Origin of the sequence: Rhizobium phaseoli (genome assembly GCF_003985125.1) — a bacterium.
Classification (GTDB): Bacteria; Pseudomonadota; Alphaproteobacteria; order Rhizobiales; family Rhizobiaceae; genus Rhizobium; species Rhizobium phaseoli.
In genome coordinates this window covers 614,898-636,236 of the sequence record NZ_ML133565.1, presented here as the reverse complement: position 1 = coordinate 636,236, position 21,339 = coordinate 614,898, and the positions used below count along the sequence as shown (strand labels likewise).

Below are 21,339 nucleotides of genomic sequence, written 5' to 3'. Positions count from 1 at the left end.
GTCCTCTTAGTAAAGAAACAATACGTTGAAGCTTATTCACCAAAAGGCGTATAGGCTTACAAAAATCGGATGACGAGGCTCGCGAACGTCTATGGCCATCGCTCGACCGCAGCGGCCGTCGGACGGCGGTCTATCCCGCCTCTCCATCAAGACGGCCAGTTGATTGCATATGGTTGGCGAGCTTCACCGAATATATATAGTAATGTCATATATCTTTATAAAACTTGCTTAGAAATATATTGATCAGTTTCAAATGTTGATCTATTGATATCCAGTCTTGGAACAAAGGTGCAGGCCTAACCACTATTAATTAGTGTAGGGACCCCAGAATTGTGGTAATAAATTAGCACTTTTGTTAACCAAACTCTCCTTTTTGCGAGGAGAGCTCATGTTCGACTTTTGCGTACCGCGTGGAAAAAGACTAGGAGGATGAGGCGTTGGATACAATAAACATAAACCATAAGCAGGAAAATATATCACTTCCCCTAGAAATAGAAAATGGCCCGGCGGCACTTGCCCGGCCGGCAAGTCCGAAGCAGTCGCTTGTCATTCTCGACAGGAGGGAGCTTGATCGGCATTGCCTTGCGCAATGCATGACGGCCCACACGGCAGATTTCCAGATTCTGGCGTTTGGATCGATTGAGGAGTGGAAGCAGAAGCGCGAAGAATATCCTCCGCTTTCGGCAATTCTCCTGAACGTCGGTGGCAAGATGGTCGACGAGCCTGCCGTTTCGGAGCAGATCAAGAACCTTTCGTCCGAATTCGTCTCGACGCCGGTGATCATCTTGTCCGACAGCGACGATTTCGCGCAAATCGTCAAGGCGATCGACTGCGGAGCCAAAGGTTACATACCGGCCTCTGTCAGTATTAGCGTTTGCATGGAGCTGATCGCATTATCGGTAGCAGGTGGACTTTTCGTGCCTGCAAGCGCTCTGTTTGCCATGCGTCACTTGCTGCAGTCGAGCAGCTCGACTGCCCAGCCGCTGGCAGGGATATTCACAGACCGTCAGGCCGAAGTCGTAGCGGCACTGCGGCGCGGCAAGGCGAACAAGATAATCGCCTACGAACTCAATTTGCGAGAAAGCACGGTCAAGGTGCATGTCCGCAACATCATGAAAAAGGTCAAGGCAACCAACAGGACGGAAGTTGTGTTCAAGCTCAACGACTTGTTCCAAAACAGTATTCCGGCTTAAGCGTGAAAAATACGCAGCGCCGATACCACAGCTGAAACCCAACCCTTCCCAACCATATCTTGCTCGATCCCAGGTGGCGCGAATGCGTCACCGGGGCTCCTGATCCCGGGACGACCTGGCATGAGTAGCGATAGAGCGCTCAACCTGGGACCGTTTTTCCGTAGCTGCGATGAACTAACCCGACCCGGTCCCGACTATTTCATGCTGCAACTCTGCGCCGCATAGTCCTTAAAGTGTTCCAGTACCTTGGCCCGATCGTTTGCTTGCAGACCAACTTGAGCCATGGCAGTGAATTTCGCACGTCAGGAGAAACCTCCAATGCAAAACGCTGAATAGCCAAGGCCGTCGCAACGTCGAAGTTATTGAACGCGATGCCCGCCAGTCGAAGTGAATGTTTTCCGAGTTCCCTGGCAAGAAAGCGTCGCAACATCTCATCTTTTCTGAGGCTATCGGCCGCTTGGCTAAATAGAATATCAAAAGCATTTTTTCTTTGCAGAAGGTCGGAAAGTATATTTTCTCCATAATATTGCAGCGACATGTTCGAAGCATGTTGACGATAAACTGCTTGATCGGCGTTGATGAATCCCACCTCGGCATGTGATGCGAGCCGCAGCCACATTTCCATATCGCCGGCATGCGGCAGTTCCTTGTTATAGCCGCCGACCTGCTTTTGCAGCGCCGTCCTCACAACGGCCGTCGGCGTTGGAACGAGATTGCGCGCTCCGCTCAACCGCATGAATTCCCGACCGGTCAAGACCTGCATGGGATGCACGGTATTGTCGCCGAGCGGATCGGCGCGCTGGATGGTACCATCCGGCTCAGCTATGCGCGCATTCCCGAATGCCAACCCAACTTCCGGATAATTGCGCATCAGCTCTGCCGCGCGACCCAGCGCGCCCGGCAAAAGATAATCATCGGCAGAAAGAAGCAGGAATAAGTCGCCGCGCGCCCAATCGATCCCCTCATTGTAAGTGGCGATGTGGCCCATATTTGCGGTGTGCCGTCTATAAGTGACTCGTTTGTCGTGGGATGCCAGAGCCATTCCGACTTCCGGCGTGTGGTCTGGCGAGCAGTCGTCCAGAATGAGTACGCGCACATCGACACCCGCTTGCGAAAGGACGCTTTCAACGCATTCCTGCAAGAAATGGGCATAGTTGTAGCATGGAACTACGACATCAACACGTTGCAAACTTCTTCCTCCATGCGCTCCGTGTCGCTCTTGGATTGACAGATCGTCCGGCACGGCATCGTTTCGTTTCATCCGTAATTCCGCTCACGCTCGCAGTCGTTGAGCCATGTTCTTCTCCTGGCCGATTTCGCGCGCGACCACACAGCGTCCAACAAGGCCCTACTGCAAGAAATCGGGAGACTAGGGGCCAGGCAGGACGTTTCAGTACTCATGTTTAGTGCCGACATAGGAATAGGGGGAAAGCCTTGACAGCGCATATTGGCCGACCAGCTTTGCTACGGTGCGGCGTCTGAGCGGAAAGCCGAAATCCTGCCAGATGCGCCAGCGCTCCCGAGCCGGGAGAGACTTGAACCAGTAGTACGGCCGGTCAGTGAACGCGAGGGTCTTGCTCCCCGCAGGAGCAGCTTCTCCCATTCTCTTGTAATCGGCTTCCCAAGTCGTGCGGTAGCATACCGTCACAGCCGGCTCATGAGCGTGCGACAGCCGAGAACTCCGGATCGAGCTCCAATAGACGGAATCTCCTACTGGATAGAGTTCCCTCGGCATGTGAGCCCAGCGGGCAATGATGGGCAGGGACGGCCGCGTGAGAAATAAGCAGTTCGTATCCACGTGCGTGCGGCCGTCGCTCTTTGCGTCGTCGAACATGTAGCTACCGTCCGCTCGGTGCATTGAACGTCGCGTCGTGCAAACTGCAGCACCGGTACGGCAGTGAAGGTCAAGCAAGCGCTGGATGTGGTCGGATCTGTACCAGTTGTCCGCATCGAGAAAAGCCACCGCATCATAGCCTTGGGCAAAGACGCTGAGGCTGCCGATCACGCGAGCCATGTTGCCCGCGTCTCCGTGGGCATTTGGCAAGATGAAATGTTTTACGCGCCAGCGCTCAACGACCTCGTTCGGAAAGCCGTCAGCAACAAAAACATGATCGCATGCAACGGTTTGGTCGACAACGCTCGCCCGGCACTGCTCAAGCAGCTCGTTAGACTCCTTGTAGTATGGCGTAATAACCGCAACGCGCATGGTTCATGTCCTCGGTTTTGCGGCGATTTGCACATCCTACGGTCGCCACTCTTTTGCAATCGCGCTTCGAGGCTCGGTTCATTGAACACCGAGCCTTGATTTGCGCTTGCCGTTTCTGTTCACGTTCCCAGGGCCGCAGCCTGCGAAACAGGAAGGCCGACAGCCGGGGTCGGCAGATAGGCGTAACCCGTTGGTGCGGCCCGGGCGCCGGCCATACTCCTGCCTCCGCCGGAAAGCTTCCACTCGAAATACGCGATCGTCTTCTCGAGGCCTTCACGCAGGTTCACCGTCGGCTGCCAGCCGAGGTCCTGCGTCGCGCGGGAAATGTCGGGCTTGCGCTGCGTCGGGTCGTCGATCGGCAAGGGATTGTAAACGATGCTTGATTTCGATCCCGTCATCTCGATGACCATTTCGGCCAGTTCCCGGACCTGGAATTCTCCCGGGTTACCGAGATTGATCGGGCCGGTAACACCGGCCGGCGCACCCATCAGGCGGATGAAGCCCTCGATCAGATCGTCCACATAGCAGAATGAGCGCGTCTGCGTGCCGTTGCCGAAGATGGTGATCGGCTCGTTTTGAAGTGCCTGAACGATGAAATTGGAAACGACGCGGCCGTCATTGGTCTGCATGCGCGGCCCGTAGGTGTTGAAGATTCGCGCCACCCTGATTTCGACGCCGTATTGACGATGATAATCGAAGAACAGCGTCTCGGCGCACCGCTTGCCTTCGTCATAACATGCCCGCGGGCCGATGGGATTGACGCTGCCTCGATACTCCTCCGGCTGGGGGTGGACGGCCGGATCGCCATAAACTTCGCTCGTCGATGCCTGGAAGATCTTCGCCTTGGTGCGTTTGGCCAGGCCGAGCATATTGATGGCCCCATGCACATTAGTCTTCACCGTCTGCACTGGGTCATGCTGATAGTGGACCGGAGATGCGGGACAAGCGAGGTTGTAGATCTCGTCGACCTCCACATAAAGCGGGAAGGTAATGTCGTGACGGAGCACCTCAAAGCGAGGATCGTCAAGAAGATGCAGCACATTGTCGCGCGAACCGGTGTAGTAATTGTCCACGCAGAGGACGTCATTACCTTCTCGCAAAAGCCTTTCGCATAGGAATGATCCCAAAAATCCGGTGCCGCCGGTAACCAAAACTCGCTTATGTCCGTGCATTGATGTGCTCCATTGTTGTGATGATTGCGCGCAGGACGAGAAACAGCTCAGCAAGCTCCCTTGCCCTTCAAGACCGCAGGAATTGTGCTGAGAAGGATGTGCCAGTCGAACCACAGGGACCGGTTGTCGATGTAGAAGCCGTCGAGTTGCTGCTGCAGCTCGATATCCGCATCGCTTCGTTCGGATATCTGCCAGAGGCCTGTCAGCCCCGGTACCACCGAACGCCGCTTGTCACGAAACTCGCCATCCATCGCCGAGAGGTGATACTCGGGAAACGGACGGGGTCCCACCAAGGCCATTTCTCCTGCAATGATATTCACCAACTGCGGGAGCTCATCGATGCTCGATGCGCGAAGGAGATGTCCGATCACGGGCAAGACGCGCGGATCCTCCCGAAGCTTGAAGTGAGTGGACCATTCGGCTTGTGCGGCTGGATTGTCTCGGAACAACGCTTCGAGGCGTTGTTCCGCATCTCTGTACATCGTCCTGAGCTTCAGGACGTGAACCGGCTTGCCAAACAAACCTTCCCTGGCGTGCCTGAAGAAAACCGGCCCCGGATCGATGGCATAGATCGCCGCCGCAGCAATGAGAATGACGGGCATCAGCACCAGCACCGCGGGGATGGCGATCGCCAGATCGAGGGCGCGACGCACCAGGTTCGAGTTTGCCGCCCCCCTGCCGCTCGCCAGGCGAACACCGATCTCTCCGCCGATATCCGCCGGTCGCAATCCGGCTACTTTGACGTTTGGCGTGTCGGAGAGGAGGATGACTTCGGCGAACGTCTTACGCAACGTCGCCAACTCGGCGATATGTGAGCCCGTATCATCGGCGATCAAGGCAATCGATGGGCGCTCATCAGGTGACAGTTCAGAGATGTCGGCGGCGTAGGATTCCGGCCGAATGCCATACTGCCAATGGTCCGTGAAATGCGCCATGAGCGCGGGAATACGATTGCGGCCGCCGATGATCACCGCCCGCTCTCCCCAGACACCAAGTCTCCGCGACAGACCACGGGCAACCCCGTGCATGGCAGGCTGAACAATCAACCCGAGGCCAAGAAACCCGAAGATGGGAAGCAGCAGCCGTGTCCCTTCCGGCAGAAGGATCGCCCCAAGCGCTGCAATGACAGCGACCTTGGCCGACGCTGTCGTGCGGCGGCGCAGATGCTCGTGGTCATGAAGCCGATAACCGGGATAGAGCGCGCTCGACGCATAGAGAATGATCGCCGCCAGGGCGGCGAGGGCGAAAGCACGCTCCAGCACCATGTTCTCCGACCCGTCGGGAAGAAACGGCAGAAGAAGAAAATAGGCTATCAGATAACCCGCAACGTCGCCGGCAACCAACAATGACGACGTCGCAAGCCGAGGTATCCTGCGCTTGAGTGGAGCTGGTATATTCAGCCTTAGCCCCCTGCTGAACGCAGCGCCCGAGGTGGCGTTTGCCATCGGCGAGCCGGAATTTGCCGGGCCCGTTCGCGCGGCCACATCATTTGGGGTGATTGCCTTCGGCAGGTCGGATATCGACGCTAATAGGGACATGATGGCTCTACACCTTTACGGCTACTGCTTTTGGCGCGCTCGATCCAAAAACCTCGTCTTCGATTGGAAATTTCCGAAGCCCCAGCCTCTGGAATGCTGTCAGCGAGATGAAGGTCGGGACGACCAGCGCATAGCGCCGCCACAGCCGTCGCGGCTCGCATAGAAGGCGAAACACCCATTCGAAGCCGCTTCTTTGAATGATCCTGGGAGCCTGTCGTTTGAGGCCGGCGTGGAAGTCGAAAGCTGCTCCGACACCGATGAGCATCGATGCATCAAGACGATCGCGCATGCGAGCCATCCAGAGCTCCTGCTTGGGGCTGCTAAGACCAACCCAGATAATATCCGCGCCTGACCGATTGATCCGGTCCGCAACATCCGTCTCTTCCTGCTGCGACAATTGATGAAAAGGCGGTGCGTACGAGCCGACGATCTGCGCTTCCGGGAATCTTGCGAGAAGGCGCGCCTGCAACTGCTCCAGCGTCCCGGTTGTCGCCCCATAGAGGAAGTGGCGCACGCCTTTGGATCTGCCAGCGTCGAAAACAGACAGCATCAGGTCAGGTCCGTAGACTCTATCGCTCTCTAGATGGCCGGCACGTTTCAAGGCCCATACCAATGGCATGCCATCAGGGGTTACGAGGAATGCCCGGTTATGGATCGACCGAAGTTCGGCGTCGTCCTGGCATCGGACGATGCCGTGTGCGTCGCGAACGCACACATATCCCTTCCTGCCGTCTTCGATCGCGTTTTGAATAAGCCCGGTCGCGCTTTCGAGGTTGACCGCCGAAACGCGAACACCAAGGACATTCGTCCATTCTCGCGCGCCCCCTGGATGAAGAACTGAAGTTTGGCTGCCTGCTGGTTGTTTTCTCATGACCCACGCTTTCGCGACCGAAACCGTCATCAGAATATCCTGCCAGGCCGATTGCCTCCATACTTGCTGCTCCAGCTATTGGACGTAGCATAGACTTCGTGTTTACGTCTTATGCCGAGATGACGTACAATATTCGAAGTAAGTCTGCGTACCCCATGGCTTACCACGTCGCTCCTTGTGTGATGACCGCGGCCCCGAAACAGCGGTTTGATCCTGGCAGAGCTGCAGAAGATATCGTTTCGTGCGAGCAAAGATGGTTAGGCTTGAGCACTAAAGCGCGTCGCATCAAATTTGGTTGACGCGCTGCGCATTAGCCCTTTGTTTTTATGCATGTCGTTCTCCCGGAACCGCTGCACAGTTCCGGGCGGCATGCATTAACAAGCCGGGAAGAGAGACATGGTGAACCGACAGGGGAGATGTTAGCTCCGGCGGGGGCCCTCGGTTCGATCGCCACGCTCAACTCGTCGATGCTCTTGCCTGCGGCAGTTGCCGGCATGACGAAACTATACTTGTTCGGCAGTACAAGTTGCCGCGGCGCCTGATTTAATCGCCTGAGAACACTGCCGGTGGTGGCGTTCTTGTTACTCGGGTACGATTACGCTTCCCGTGTCCGCGCCAGCCTTCTGAAGATCCTGTAGACTGCCAAGTTCTCCGGACCGCATAATCCCAGGATCTACTCGGAAGCTCTGGCTATTCAAATTGCCGATGTAGCGGTTACGTGCGAATTGCACATATTGAGGCCCGTGGTCGGGAGCATAGACGTAGGCAGCAAGCCCGTTGCTATTGTTGATCGTCACGACATTGTTCTCGATGCGATTTGGGCCTGCCCATGGCGGGTGCCAGCCCCTGCCGGTACCGTCGTCAACGCGAAAAGCGGTGCCCGATCCGCCTGTGATAACGTTTCCCGTCACCAAATTGCTCCAACCGCCGTTGATGCCAATCGCCGATATGTTGCCCGAGAGCGAATTTCCTTCGATGCGCAGGCCGCTCGCTTTTCCATCGGTGTAGATCGCCCAGCTGATGGGAGTGGGCCATTCGCTAATGTTTTCATATCCGGGAGGCCAGAACGTTCCGTCGGGCCTGTTCATGAGGTGGCCGGTCCCAGTCACGACGTTGAAGCGGATGGTGCTGTTCAAGGAGTCGGCCTGCTCGCCCATCATTTTGATGGCGCCGCCATCGGCAGTCTGCTGGTTGGCGTTTCGGACCACATTGTGCTCGATGACGGCGTTATAGACCGCGTCATTGGAACCCCACAGCGATCCCCCGGTGATCCCGAACTGCGCCGTGTTTTCGATGACGTTGTCGGCGATCCTGACATTGTCGGCCGCCTGGAACCATATTCCGGCAGTCTCAATGTACACCTGCCCAATGTCATGGATATGGTTCGAAAGGATTCTGGCCCCGTCCGACTTGCCGAAGGTGCCGTAATTCGTGCCGACGTAAATCCCGTTGCCGGCCACATCCGCAATCACGTTGCCGGCGATCAACGCGTCCTTGCTTTCCGTCGCATGGATCCCGACGCCGACATTCTCGAGATTGTTGCCGAGGATCTTGACACCATCGGCGTGTTCGACCCGGATGGCGCCAAATCCTCTGGTATCCGTATAAAATTTGCCGCTGCCGTCAGGCGCTCCGTCTCTGATCTCGATCCCCGATACAACCATCCCATTGGCCCCGTCCAGCTTCAAGAATGTCGGCAAAACACCAGCAACGACGACGGAATCGGGGAACGACTGATCGATCGGGATATAATGAAGCTGGCCCGCGGCAGGGTCGTGCCACCACTCTCCAGGCGCGTCGAGCAAGCCTTTGGCGCCGGTAAGGAAGTAGCGGCTGCCTTCTGCGGTAAAGAAATAACTTGTGCCTTTGGTATGGACGGTCCGGTCGGCGCCATCGATGGATACGACCGGAAGCGTATCATTACCCCACTGGCTTCCGGGTTGATAGCCTCCAACGATGTTGATGACCAGCCCGCTCGCGTCCCCCATGTTCGGAAGATCGCCGGCACGGAAACAAAAGCGCGTGTTTCCTTCCCACATATCGATTGCAGGTTCGCACTTTGCGGCGAATAACCACCCCTCGCGGGGGTCGCCATCAGCCGGAACATTGGGAAATCGAGCCCGAGTTTGCCGTATCCGATTGACGAAAAGGTCACCGACGCCTTGCTCCGGCGGCAATGACAGCGGCGCCGTCCAACGGCCATCGGACTGCCGCGCCCAGTTATCCACGCGTCGCCCGCCATGCAGAACCGGCACTTCATTGCATCTTGCCGTAAGGATCAAACCGGTATCGCGAGCGTCGAAGACGATCGGCTGGGTAAGGTAGTAATCGCCTTTACCAAGCGCAATCAGATTGGGACCGCCTATCTCGCGGGCAGCATCACGGGCTCGTTCGATGCTGGCGAAAGGGCCATCGTCCCCCTGCTGATTTGCAGTCGGAAGCAGGCCGCTCCAAGTGTCTTTTCCATCGGGAGAAACGTAGAATATCGTTCGCGCCGCGGTGCTGCTGCTCAATGCGTCGCGTAAAGAAGTCCCGTTCAATTTGGCTGACGACGTCGCGGAAGCTTCCGCGCAGGTCGCTTCCCGGATGAGTATCTGCAGGCGCTCGGGCGCATCCCCCTCTATCCCGGCTGGAGCCGAATTGCCGGACTGCGGAAAGAGCATGACGGGCAAGATGCTCAGGATCAGTCCAAGACGCCGCCTCATGATGTCTGCCACCCCCTCATAAGGCCACTCGAGACGTCTGCCACGACGGCGAATGGCTGACCGAAACGACGGGCGCGTACAGCGAAAACATGATGATCGCTGTGGTGAACAGGATGAAGATGGCGTCATTCTGAACGAAAAAAATACTCTCGGTCAGATTCATCACCAGGATCATGATCGTCAGGACATTGAGCCAGAGCCACCCGTACTGCGCGTCATGACAATGAAGCATCGCGCCCTGGCGGATTGCATGGGGAAGCATCACAGCAAACGGGATCATTCCCATTATCCCGAAGCTCAACAAGATATCACGATATCCATTATGCGCGTGCGGCGCGGGCCATCCGATCTTCAACCACATGTGTGTCGCTTCCGGGTTCGCGGTTGTCCAGAAAGCCTGATAACCGTACCCAAGCATCCAACGATCGGCTATTTCGCGATCGACCAGCTCCCACAATGGCACTCGGCCCGTTAAAGTCGCGTCCTTGCCGAGCGCTTCAAGGGCCGGAACCAGGAATTCGTGAAGCGAAATCAGAATGCCGACAGACAGCTGGATGAAAAACAGGACGATGACGACGCGGCCAATGCTGCTGCTTCTTTGCAGGAGGGAATAAAAGCCGATCAGGCAAAACGCGACTGACGTTGCAATGATTGCGGTCATCGATCCGGAGCGCGCGAGACAGATGATACCTCCGGCCAACAGGATAAACGCGGTTCGCCGCAGGCCGAACGTCCCGTCGATCAGCACGGCGGTCGCCACCAAGATCATCAGCGCCGCGTACCAGCCCAGCACGTTCTTGTGAATGAAGACGCCCCGCATTGCTCCATCACCATCCGGCATGGTGGCGAGGGCTGGTGACACCACGGACATAACCACACTGAGGACGGTACAGGCTCCCAGGGTTACAAATAGGAGGAACAGCAGCTGCCTCGGCGTAAAACGTATCGCCAGGACGTAGGAAAGAAGCACGCAAAACAAAAGGCCGATTGCGCGCCTCAAGGTCGTCGGCGGCGCTATTGACCACAGGGTCGACAAAAACGGCAAGGCAAAGATCAGGGGAACAATCAGATTTCGCCTGAGCGCCGTTAGAAACTGCGGAAAATTGCGTATCAGGATCACGGCTGTAAATACATATATAGGAATGCAAGGCAAACGCAGTATAGATCTGGCAGATTCGCTGAGCGCTCCGTCCGCATCTGCGAGGATCAGCGGCAGAAGGGCGCCTGCCTGAAAAAAAAGGGATATGCCGGCGCCCCAGCATTCTAAGACCCGCCAACTGATGGTTGGCCCGCTGGCAGTTCTAAGGCTATCTACTCTCATTATCCGTCCCGACTGATTTGAACAGACAAGCGGCTGTTGATCGCGGCAGATCAAAAACAGGTGTCCTCTTCGTGGCGCGTGCTGCTCTCAAGCAAACATTCAGCCCCATCCGCGGTCAATCTGTCCTAGTGAAGGGTGGGCTACGCCTAATGCACCCTCGCTCCACCAAAAGACGATGTTGGGCTTAATCTTCCGGCCGGTATTTACCCAAAAGACGGGCCTTCATGTCCGCCAATTGCCCTTAAGAGCAGATGTTGCGCTTGTCCGTTCATCGGTACCGTGGCGATGAATGTCTTATGAGGCGTGGTGGGTTAAGCCGCGATTCCACTGCAATGAGGCAACAATTCTGACAGAGACTTTCTCTGCAGTCGAAGCCTGGAAGGTTAGGATTGCCATGTTCCTGCGTCATGATCCTAGTTCTCTATGCAACACGACGGGCGCTCTACTCGTCGTGGCGTTGTCAGCGGCGATCTCATCGGCTCTGCGCGGGATACGGTTCGGCCGACCCATTTTGAATAACACCATTACCGATGCTCCAAACCGCAACGGCTACGGAAAGGTCGGCCTCTTAATCAATTTTGCGCTGCACAGCGGTGCATTGTGGCAACCGACCTGAGAGCGCGTCATGGAGCGGCCGGCCCTCAGTGTCCTCATCAATAATTACAACTACGCTCGTTTTGTCGGGCGGGCGATAGACAGCGTGTTGAGCCAAGACGCACGCAATGTCGAGATCATCGTCGTCGATGACGGCTCGACCGACCAGTCGCGGTCTGTTCTGCAAGCGTATGACAGCCGCGTAAAGGTGATCTTTCAGGAGAACGCAGGACAGGCGGCTGCGATGAATACCGCTGTCGGATCAAGCACGGGCGAGATCCTGTGCTTTCTGGATGCTGACGACTGGTGGGTGCCGGGCAAGCTGTCGGCGACGGCTGCAGCGTTCCGTGCCAATCCTCAAGCATCACTCGTCTATCATCGACTGCAGCCAACGCTTGTCGATGGCACGCCGACGTCCAAGCCGATCCCGCGAACCCTGTGTTCGGGTGCTTTGTCGTCGCTACTCGCCAGATCGGCTGGTTGGTGGCCTTTTCCGATGACGTCAGCCGTCGCGGTACGGCGGAGCGCATGGGATGCTGCGGGCAGCATTCCACTCGACTTCCGGATATCGGCCGATGCCTGGCTCGTGGGGATCTACCCGTTTCTGGGGGACGTGATTGCCATGCCGGACCCGCTGGGATTCTACCGCATCCACAATAACAACTGGTATCGCGCTGCCGAAGATGCTGCCACGCTCAGGAGACGGATGACCCACTGGCAGCAGACCGTGGAAGCAACGAACCTGTTTCTCTCCACTCATGAACTGCCGGCAAGACTACATCTGAGGGATCACTATCCCTATCGCGTTGCGTCGGCAAAGCTTCAGGGCGCCGATGCGCTCACGCGGTTCAAGCTTGCCATCGAAGGCCTCTTCTTTGCCGGCGAACCGAACCTGCTCAGGCGGACGCGCGACAGCTTGCGCTCGGCGCGCGGCCTGTCTCGGCTCGGTCTGGACGTTGGCCTGCCGGAGGTAGCGAAATGAAGGCGCTGCTGTTGGTCTCCGAACTGGAAGACTATACCATCTCCTTTGCCAGCGGCGTTGCCCAGCACCTCGATGTGGTGCTTGCCGTACCGCGCCGGCGCTATGCACATCTCGCCTCTTCCTTCGACCCCGCCGTCGATCTGCACCTTCTGGACTGGCCGAGACATCGTTCTCTCTCCAATCCGTGGTTTTTGTATCAGCTTACGCGTCTGATCCGGCGCGAACGGCCGAACCTTATTCATCTCCTCAGCAATTCTACGCTTTGGCTGAACCTCGCCGTGCCGTTCTGGCGCCCGATCCCGCTTGTGACGACGATCCATGACGTCGAAATCCACCCGGGCGACTCCGATACGCGTACATTGCCCGGCTGGGCCCCCGAACTGATGGTGAAGCAATCCGGGCACCTTGTCGTGCATGGCGAGGGACTGAAGCGGATGGTCCTCGACCGATATGCAAAATCGTCAGACTGCGTCCACGTTCTGTCGCATCCCTCCATCCTTCGCTATGCCGAGCTCGCCCGGAGACAGAAGATGACACCGCGCGAAGCGGACGGAACGATACGCGTCCTGCTGTTCGGGCGGATATTTGCCTATAAGGGCCTGGAACATCTGGTCCGGGCCGAAGCGATGCTCAAGGGCGTGCTTCCCAACCTCCGCGTCACGGTCGCGGGCCGCGGCGACAATCCGGCAATCTTCCTGCCGCTCATGGGGGATGCCGACCGCTACGATATTCGCAATCGTTTTATCGAGGATGCCGAGGTCGCCCAGCTTTTCCTGGACACCGACATCGTCGTGCTTCCCTATACGGAAGCCTCCCAAAGCGGCGTGCTCAATCTAGCCGCCGCATTTGGCAAACCCGTCATCGTTACTGACGTCGGCGAGTTGCGGGAGACCGTTGAGCCCAACGGGCTGGGGATGGTGGTCCCTCCCGGAGATGCCAAAGAGCTCGCGGCTGCAATCAGGACATTGGCAGACAACGGCGAACTCAGAAACAGGTTCGGTGCCAATGCGCTCGACTGGGCCAAGGGACCAAATTCGCCTGAACGGGTCGGCGGTCAGGCCGCGGCAGTTTATCGGGAGGTGGTCGGGTCATGTTGATGGAAGCCCTCACAGACAGAAGCCGACCAGCGGCATGGAGCGCTGCGAGCGTCCGCCACTATCTTCCGGGCGGCTGTGAGAACGGCGGCGGCATCGGCAGGCTCGTCGGCTACATAACAGAGTCCGCGAAAGAGACCGGCATCAAGCATCTAGTCACAGATACAAGAGGGGCTCGATGGTCCAAATGGACTTCGCCGGCGCGACTGGTCGGTGCTATCCTGACGATGGCAAAGGACCGTATCGTTGCGCCTGACCGCATTCACCATATCCATATCGCCGGCCGCGGCAGCACGTCTCGCAAACTGATCCTGACCGAGGCTGCCCGCCTGTTAGGGTGCTGCCACATATTGCACCTTCACGACTACGATTACGCCGGCGATTTCGCGCAACGCTCGCGGGGTCAACAACGGCTCATCCGTCGGATGTTCCAAAATGCCGACCGTGTCGTAGCACTGGGCGAGCGCGATCGCGCGACACTGACGACCCTTCTGGGTGTTGACGAGCGCCGCGCAGTCGTCGCCCATAATTGCGTCCCCGATCCCGGGACGCACAAAATTCGCGACAGCGAGATACCGTTGATCGTATTCCTCGGCCGGTTGAGCGAACGCAAGGGTGTCACGGAGCTTCTGTCCGCCCTGAGCCACCCGCTTATGAAGGAACTCCGGTGGCGGGCTGTACTGGCCGGCGATGGCCCTGTCGAGCACTATCGCCATCTGGCTGACGCCATGGCGGTTTCCGATCGGGTCGAGATGCCTGGCTGGCTTGATGCCGGCGAGGCGCGAGCCTTGTGCGCCCGTGCAGATATTCTGGTCCTGCCGTCACACGCCGAAGGGCTGGCAATGGCCGTGCTCGAAGGATTGTCCCACGGGCTCGCCGTCGTCACCACGCGTGTAGGGGCGCATGACGAAGTCATTACCGATGGCGAGACCGGGATCTTCGTGCCGGTGGGAGACCAGAATGCCTTGGCCGGAGCTTTGGCAAAGCTGGTGTCCGACCGGGAATTGCGCATCCGCCTCTCCGTCCAGGGGCGCGCGCATTATCTCAACCATTTCAGCATGATGGCCTATATGCGATCACTCCAAAAACTTTACGGAGCCGTTTGCGCGAAACCTCAAGCACGGATTGATGCACGATGACGATTTCCACTGTGCCGCCAGACCGCAACCTTCCGATCTCGTCGATGCGCTATGATCCTCGAGCTCAGGTAGAGACCAAGGCGGACAACCTGGACCTCGCAGCCGCCTTTCGCATGCTGCGGCGGAGAATGGTGATGATCATCGCTATAACATTGCTGCTGATGGCGCCCGCAGCGATCATCATCTCTGGGATGAAGCCCGTCTATCAGGCCTGGGCCCGGCTGATTATCCATCAGCCTCTCGCAAAATCGCTTGGTGTGGAGGATAAAAGCAGCAGTGATCTGCTTGACGCGAAATCGGAGACGGAGCGGCTTCTATCCAGAAGCATTGCAGAGCGGGTCGTGCGCGAACTGCGGCTTAGCTTGCGGCCGGAATTCAATCCAGCGCTGCGGGAGCTCTCATTGTTTGAGAGCATCCGGGCAAAGTTGCGCGGCCTGTTCGATCCCCGAAAACCTACCGAGCCGGAACGCGACGGCATCGACGCCGTCATCCCGGAATTTTATACGGCGCTCGGCGTCTGGCATGAAGACAAGAGTGACGTTGTCCAGGTCAGCTTCACGACGAATGACCCTCAACTGGCCGCCGCGGTTCCGAACCGTGTCATCAGCATCTACCTCGATGAGCGGAAGGCCATTGTCCGCAGCCGTCTCGATTCAGCGGAAAAATGGATCGTGCAGCGCATCTCCGAACAGAAGGCTCGGGCGGATATTGCCCGCGAGGCTGCCCGAAACTATCAAGAATCGATGGACGTCGTGTCGAAAGAGGACGCTCAGGACGAGCGGCTCAAATCACTCATAGATCTCACCGGCCGCGAAGGGAAAATTGAGGAAACCCGGGTTGAGGTCAAGGCGGTGATATCGACGCTTGAGGCGGCCGATAGCGCTTCGGTCGCTGTGCAGAACATCGCCCTCCCGGACGACATTACCAGAAAGCAACGTGATCTTCACGCACAGGAAGAAGATCTTGCCCGTCTGCTTGAACTATACGACAGCAATGCCGAGCCCGTCGTGGATTTGCGCGAGAAGATCCAAAACTCCCGCGCCGACCTCAGCTTTGCGACCAAGCAATATCTCCAAACAATGCGCGCCAAGCTCGCCGCACTTGATCACGAGGCTGCCGCGGTCCAATCGATCTTGGATGACGCCCATGAAAAACGCACACGCGACGCCCTGGTGCTGACCGAATTGACGCGACTGCAGCGGATAGCCGAGAAGGAACAGCTGGCACTCGACAAACTTGAGGACCAGCGCCGTGACATAGTCGACAAGGCCAAGCTTCCCGGGGCCGAATTGGAGGTCTTATCACCGGCTTCAGTGCCGCTCGGATCGCTAGGACGTGGACGGCTTTTCTATCTGGTAAGCACCGTTCTGGCTGCGATCTCGGCAGCCGTAACGGCTGCTTTCGCCATGGAAATGTGGGACCGGTCCATCCGGAGTTTCGACCAAATAGCAGGATTGACCCGCACGATACCGGCGGGACTTATCCCACGGCTGGCGCGGAAGGAAAATCCGAAGACAGTTTTCAGGCTTGCGCCGGTCCCGATGTTTGACGAAGCAATCCGTACTGTGATCCTGACACTCAAACAGTCCAATGGGGGCAAGTTGCCGAACAGTATCGTCGTGACGTCGGCTCACAGCGGAGAAGGCAAGTCGCTTGTCGCAAGATCGCTGGCCATCGAACTCGCCGCCGCGGCAATTCCGGTGCTGTTGGTCGACGGCGACCTTCGACGGGGAGAACTCGATTCGTTCTTCAGGTCGGGTCTACAGCAAGGATTGAACGAATATCTAAACGGGCACGCGGACATCCGCGACATCGTCTACCACCATCCAGGAGGGATCGACTTCATTCCCTCTGGCAAGTTCAGCCTTCAGCGACGCGTTCGTTCGAACGGCCTGGCAGAAATCATCGAGATGGCGGGCGCGGCCGGCCGGGTTGTCATTTTCGACAGCGCGCCCGTCCTCGCCTCGACGGACACCGTTCTTCTGACTGCGCTCGCAGAAAAAACGCTGGCGGTTGTCAGATGGGGAAAGACGAGTCGTCGCGCCGTCGAGTTCAGCCTGCAGCAAATGAAAAGCCAGCGAAACTCGGAAATCCTTGTCGCAATCAACAATGTAAACCCCGAGAAGCATGCGCTGTATAACTTCAGCGACTCCGAGCTTTTCTCAAAATCTCTGATGAAATATTACCAACTCCACACCGCCGATTCTCCGTCCGCAACAATTAAAAACATATTTTCTTTGAGATCCCAGAGATAACGCAGCAATATACTTCGGCAGTATTCGAATTGGAGAGTAACCATGGATGCCGGAATGAAAAAGAACCGAAAAGTTGCGCTGATTACGGGCATAACAGGGCAGGACGGTGCATATTTGGCCGAACTGCTCCTGGACAAGGGCTATATCGTTCACGGCCTCAAACGACGCTCGTCGTCCTTCAATACCAGTCGCATCGAGCATCTGTACGAGGACCCCCATGTCGAGAATCCTCGCTTCATTTTGCACTTCGGGGATATGACCGATTCGACCAATCTCATCCGCGTCATACAGGAAACGCAGCCGGACGAGATTTATAATCTCGCCGCGCAGAGCCACGTTCAAGTTTCCTTCGAGACACCGGAATATACTGCCAACGCCGATGGAACCGGCACCCTGCGGCTGCTTGAAGCAATTCGCCTGCTGGGGCTGACCAAGAAGACGCGCTTCTATCAGGCATCCACCTCGGAACTCTACGGCAAAGTCCAGGAAGTTCCGCAGAGCGAAACGACACCTTTCTACCCTCGCTCACCCTACGCGGCGGCCAAGCTCTATGCCTATTGGATTGTGGTCAATTATCGCGAGGCCTACGGCATGCATGCCTCCAACGGGATTTTGTTCAATCATGAAAGCCCGATCCGCGGCGAAACATTCGTCACGCGTAAAATCACCCGGGCGGCGGCTGCGATCCATCTTGGATTGCAGGAGAAGCTCTATCTCGGCAATTTGGACGCCAAGCGCGACTGGGGACATGCGCGAGAATATGTCCGCGGCATGTGGCTGATGCTGCAGCAGGACGAACCGGGAGACTATGTCCTGGCGACCGGCGAAACGCATTCGGTTCGTTCCTTTGTGGACAAGGCCTTCGCCAAGGTGGGCATGCCGATCGACTGGCGTGGCAGCGGGGTCGAGGAAAAGGGATACGACAAGACATCCGGTCAGTGTGTGGTGGAAATCGATCCAACCTACTTCCGTCCGACAGAAGTTGATCTTCTGATTGGCGATCCGACGAAAGCGCACACGAAGCTTGGGTGGAAACACGAGACCAGTCTTGATCAGCTGGTTGCGGAGATGGTTCGCGAGGATCTGAAAGTCATGGCACGAAATGTTCCGTCGGTCGGTGTGACGAAAGGCTTCGCCTACGCCTGAAGAGACCCAAGGCCTCGCCGATCAAGAGGGAACGTGTCGCCGACGTGCCGTGCGTGCGGCAACGTCAACCGCCGTCGTGCCAGCCTGCGCCCCCCGCATGGGAGGGTAGTCCGCTTCCGGCGCTCCGCAATCAACTGCTTTCTGGCGCGCGTGCTTCGACGGTCGGACGATGAACCGCTCCAACGGCAATCGAAGGGAACGAAATTCAAGTGGTCTGGTTTGGTCCTTGGAAAGCGCCTGTCGAGCCTTGGCGACGAGGCGATCCGAGGAGCACGTTGTTGTGAATGTTATACGTTTCCCCCGCAACAGAGAGCACTGCGACGATCCGGATCGCGCTTTCTTAAGCAGCGACGCGGACGCGCGACGTCTCTACAAATTCGCCCTTCAGTACGAGATGGATGGCAAGAGCTGGGCCACCGAAATCTGGGCCTATTCCTCCAAAGACGCCGAGGACCGGGTCGCTGCCATGCGGCGATCGCTGACGATGTGCGGCCAGCTCTATGCTGAGGTCGAGGCCGAGGCGCCGACACCACTCTGAGCGCCTGCGCCATGATTGAGCCGTCAGGGATCGTTCATTCGCCTCTCAGTCCCGGCAATCGTCAGGCGCCTCCGCTGGCACGCCTGGAACAGTTTGTTCCCCGGAGAGTTCGGACCGCGAATAACTTGCCGGGGATTTCCGCTTCGGCACTGTGGGGAGCTAGACATGTCAACGAAGTCGAAACATCACCCAACAATTGGAGAAAACACAGGGACGGCGGGCGGCTGGGGAGCGGCGAGAGCTGTCGGAGAAATCCTTCTGCGCGAGCACGTCCCGCGATCCGGATCGTCGCTGCTTGCCCACCACAACAAACCGGACGGCTATATGTGCGTGAGCTGTGCCTGGGCCAAGCCTGCAAAACCGCATGCGATGGAATTCTGCGAGGAGGGCGCAAAGGCAACTGCCTGGGAGATCACCACGCGCCGGGCGAACCGCGCTTTTTTTGCCGCCCATACATTGCAGGAACTGGAGCAATGGAGCGATCACGATCTCGAGGAGCAGGGTCGGCTTACCCACCCGATGCGATGGAACAGCGCGACGGACAAATACGAACCGGTGAGCTGGGACGAGGCCTTTGACGAAATCGGCAGAGAGCTGCGTTCCATTCCTCCGCAGCAGGTGGATTTCTACACCTCGGGTCGCGCCTCCCTGGAAACCTCCTACATGTATCAGCTTTTTGCGCGCATCTTCGGCAGCAATAACTTACCCGACTCCTCGAATATGTGCCACGAAAGCACGTCGGTCGGGCTCCCGGAAAGCATCGGCGCGACCGTCGGCACGGCGATCCTTTCGGACTTCCAGAACTGCGACTGCATCTTCTACCTGGCGCAGAATGTCGCCACCTCTTCGCCGAGAATGCTGCACGATCTGCAGGATGCGGCCGATAGAGGCGTCAGGATCGTCACCTTCAATCCGCTGCGCGAAGCCGGCCTTGAGCGTTTCATCAACCCGCAAATGCCGAGCCAGATGCTGACCGGCCGATCGACGCCGATTTCCTCGGAATATTTCCAGGTGAAGAACGGCGGTGATATCGCAGCCCTGTTCGGGGTCTGCAAAGCCTTGATCGAAGCCGACGATGCCTTGAAGGCGATAGGCGCGAGCAAGGTTTCAGGCTCCGACGCCGTTCCTGACAAACCGGACAACGCTGCGGCGGTCGCCTTTGCCGCTTCCATCGCCGCAGCCGACAAGAAGCACGTGCTCGACCACGATTTCATCAACACGCATACGTCGGGCTTCGAAGAGTTCGCCGACACCGCCCGTCGGCACGATTGGGCCGAACTGGAGCGTGTTTCCGGCCTGACCCGCGAACAGATGATCCAGGCGGCGCGCATCTATGCGCATTCAGAGGCCGTGCTGATGATCTACGGCATGGGCCTGACCCAGCATGTGATGGGCGTCCAGAACGTCCACATGGTCGCCAATCTCGCGCTGTTGCGCGGCAATGTCGGTAAGCCGGGCGCAAACATCTGCGCCGTGCGAGGACATTCGAACGTTCAGGGACAGCGCACGGTCGGAATAACCGAAAAGCCCGCGCTCGTCCCGCTCGACAAGCTGTCGGTACTTTATCACTTCGAGCCTCCGAGATGGGAGGGGCGCTCGACGGTCGATACCTGCAAAGCCATCATGCAAGGGGAGGCAAAGGCATTTGTCGGGCTCGGCGGTAATTTCTTGCGTGCGGTTCCGGAAACGGAGGCGATGGAAGAGGCTTGGCGGAAACTGCGCCTCAGTGTCCAGATTGCAACCAAACTCAATCGCAGCCATGTGATCCATGGCGAGATTGCCTACCTCCTGCCCTGCCTCGGCCGGATCGAGATCGATGATCAGGCAAGCGGCCCGCAAGCCGTCTCCATCGAAAGCTCGGTGGCGCATTTCCACGGCTCGCGCGGAAGGGCAAAACCGGCAAGCGACGAGCTGCTGTCGGAACCTGCAATCATCGCCGGCATGGCCAAAGCAACGCTGACGAAAGGTCGGGTGCCCTGGGATGAATGGGTCGGCGACTATTCGAAGATCCGCGACGCGATCGAAGCGACCTATCCCGAGACATTCAGGGATTTCAACAAACGCATGTTCCAGCCAGGCGGCATTCCGAGACCCGTACCGGCGCGGGAGCGAAAATGGACGACTGCGAACCAGAAAGCCAACTTCATCACCCCATCGCGGCTCTTTCCCGAACTCGATATCGGTTCCGGCGCCGGGGAGGTTCTCAACCTTACCACCCTGCGCGCGAACGATCAGTTCAATACGACGATCTATGCCTATGGCGATCGCTACCGCGGCGTGAAGGGGACGAGAAAGGTGGTCTTCATGAACGAGGAGGACATTCTCAGGCTGGGCTTCAAAGAGGGTGACTTCGTCGATCTGACGACGGCCATCGAAGTCGCAAAGATGCGCCGCGTCACAGAATTCAAAGTCGTGCGGCACGATATTCCGGCCGGCTGCTGCGCAGCCTATTATCCGGAGGCGAACCCGCTCTTTCCGCTGGCGCATCATGATGCTAAGGCCAAGACGCCGTCTTATAAGCTGCTGCCGGTGCGTCTCAGCCTCTCCGCCCAATCCTCGCGGTCCTGAACCAGGTTTCGGCGATG

At 57.7% G+C, this 21,339-nt stretch carries 15 protein-coding genes; 8 read left to right on the top strand and 7 right to left on the bottom strand.

Going from position 1 to position 21,339, the window contains the following annotated elements:
• The first annotated feature begins 437 nt into the window (after positions 1–437).
• Entirely contained in the window at positions 438–1,193 is a 756-nt protein-coding gene (locus EFD56_RS02945; protein WP_126904565.1) for a response regulator transcription factor, read from the top strand.
• Positions 1,194–1,392: 199 nt separating this feature from the next.
• Here EFD56_RS02945 and EFD56_RS02940 read toward each other — a convergent pair whose 3' ends face one another.
• From EFD56_RS02940 to EFD56_RS02910, 7 genes are all read right to left on the bottom strand, one after another.
• The gene (locus EFD56_RS02940) at positions 1,393–2,382 is read right to left on the bottom strand and encodes a glycosyltransferase family 2 protein (RefSeq protein ID WP_126904604.1); all 990 of its coding nucleotides are present in this window, start codon (positions 2,380–2,382) and stop codon (positions 1,393–1,395) included.
• A 201-nt stretch (positions 2,383–2,583) separates the two neighbouring features.
• Positions 2,584–3,399: a glycosyltransferase gene (locus tag EFD56_RS02935; RefSeq protein ID WP_126904564.1), complete on the bottom strand. Its 816-nt coding sequence runs from the start codon at positions 3,397–3,399 to the stop codon at positions 2,584–2,586.
• 119 nt (positions 3,400–3,518) lie between these two features.
• On the bottom strand, positions 3,519–4,571 hold the full coding sequence (locus EFD56_RS02930) for a UDP-glucuronic acid decarboxylase family protein (protein WP_126904603.1): 1,053 nt from the start codon (positions 4,569–4,571) through the stop codon (positions 3,519–3,521).
• Between the two features lie 47 nt (positions 4,572–4,618).
• Positions 4,619–6,109 (bottom strand): sugar transferase, encoded by a 1,491-nt coding sequence (locus EFD56_RS02925; RefSeq protein ID WP_164736815.1) that lies wholly within the window; start codon positions 6,107–6,109, stop codon positions 4,619–4,621.
• A gap of 7 nt (positions 6,110–6,116) precedes the next feature.
• Entirely contained in the window at positions 6,117–6,980 is an 864-nt protein-coding gene (locus EFD56_RS02920; RefSeq protein ID WP_126904601.1) for a WecB/TagA/CpsF family glycosyltransferase, read from the bottom strand.
• A gap of 581 nt (positions 6,981–7,561) precedes the next feature.
• Positions 7,562–9,685: a right-handed parallel beta-helix repeat-containing protein gene (locus tag EFD56_RS02915; protein ID WP_126904600.1), complete on the bottom strand. Its 2,124-nt coding sequence runs from the start codon at positions 9,683–9,685 to the stop codon at positions 7,562–7,564.
• A 16-nt stretch (positions 9,686–9,701) separates the two neighbouring features.
• On the bottom strand, positions 9,702–11,006 hold the full coding sequence (locus EFD56_RS02910) for an O-antigen ligase family protein (protein ID WP_126904563.1): 1,305 nt from the start codon (positions 11,004–11,006) through the stop codon (positions 9,702–9,704).
• A 625-nt stretch (positions 11,007–11,631) separates the two neighbouring features.
• On the opposite strand from EFD56_RS02910, the gene EFD56_RS02900 reads away from it, so the two are divergent.
• From EFD56_RS02900 to EFD56_RS02870, 7 genes are all read left to right on the top strand, one after another.
• Positions 11,632–12,582, top strand: a complete 951-nt coding sequence (locus EFD56_RS02900) for a glycosyltransferase family 2 protein (protein ID WP_126904561.1) — start codon at positions 11,632–11,634, stop codon at positions 12,580–12,582.
• Positions 12,579–13,679, top strand: coding sequence for a glycosyltransferase family 4 protein (locus EFD56_RS02895; RefSeq protein ID WP_126904560.1), 1,101 nt, complete (start codon positions 12,579–12,581; stop codon positions 13,677–13,679). Before EFD56_RS02900 ends, EFD56_RS02895 begins: the two co-directional genes overlap by 4 nt.
• A complete protein-coding gene (locus EFD56_RS02890) occupies positions 13,673–14,815 on the top strand; it encodes a glycosyltransferase family 4 protein (RefSeq protein ID WP_126904559.1) in 1,143 nt (380 codons plus the stop codon). Before EFD56_RS02895 ends, EFD56_RS02890 begins: the two co-directional genes overlap by 7 nt.
• The gene (locus EFD56_RS02885; protein ID WP_126904558.1) at positions 14,812–17,070 is read left to right on the top strand and encodes a GumC family protein; all 2,259 of its coding nucleotides are present in this window, start codon (positions 14,812–14,814) and stop codon (positions 17,068–17,070) included. Before EFD56_RS02890 ends, EFD56_RS02885 begins: the two co-directional genes overlap by 4 nt.
• 42 nt (positions 17,071–17,112) lie before the next feature.
• Positions 17,113–18,216 (top strand): GDP-mannose 4,6-dehydratase, encoded by a 1,104-nt coding sequence (gene gmd, locus EFD56_RS02880; RefSeq protein ID WP_126904557.1) that lies wholly within the window; start codon positions 17,113–17,115, stop codon positions 18,214–18,216.
• A 280-nt stretch (positions 18,217–18,496) separates the two neighbouring features.
• A complete protein-coding gene (locus tag EFD56_RS02875) occupies positions 18,497–18,754 on the top strand; it encodes a hypothetical protein (RefSeq protein ID WP_425376301.1) in 258 nt (85 codons plus the stop codon).
• 165 nt (positions 18,755–18,919) lie between these two features.
• Positions 18,920–21,322, top strand: a complete 2,403-nt coding sequence (locus tag EFD56_RS02870) for an FdhF/YdeP family oxidoreductase (protein WP_126904556.1) — start codon at positions 18,920–18,922, stop codon at positions 21,320–21,322.
• The last annotated feature ends 17 nt before the right edge of the window (positions 21,323–21,339 follow it).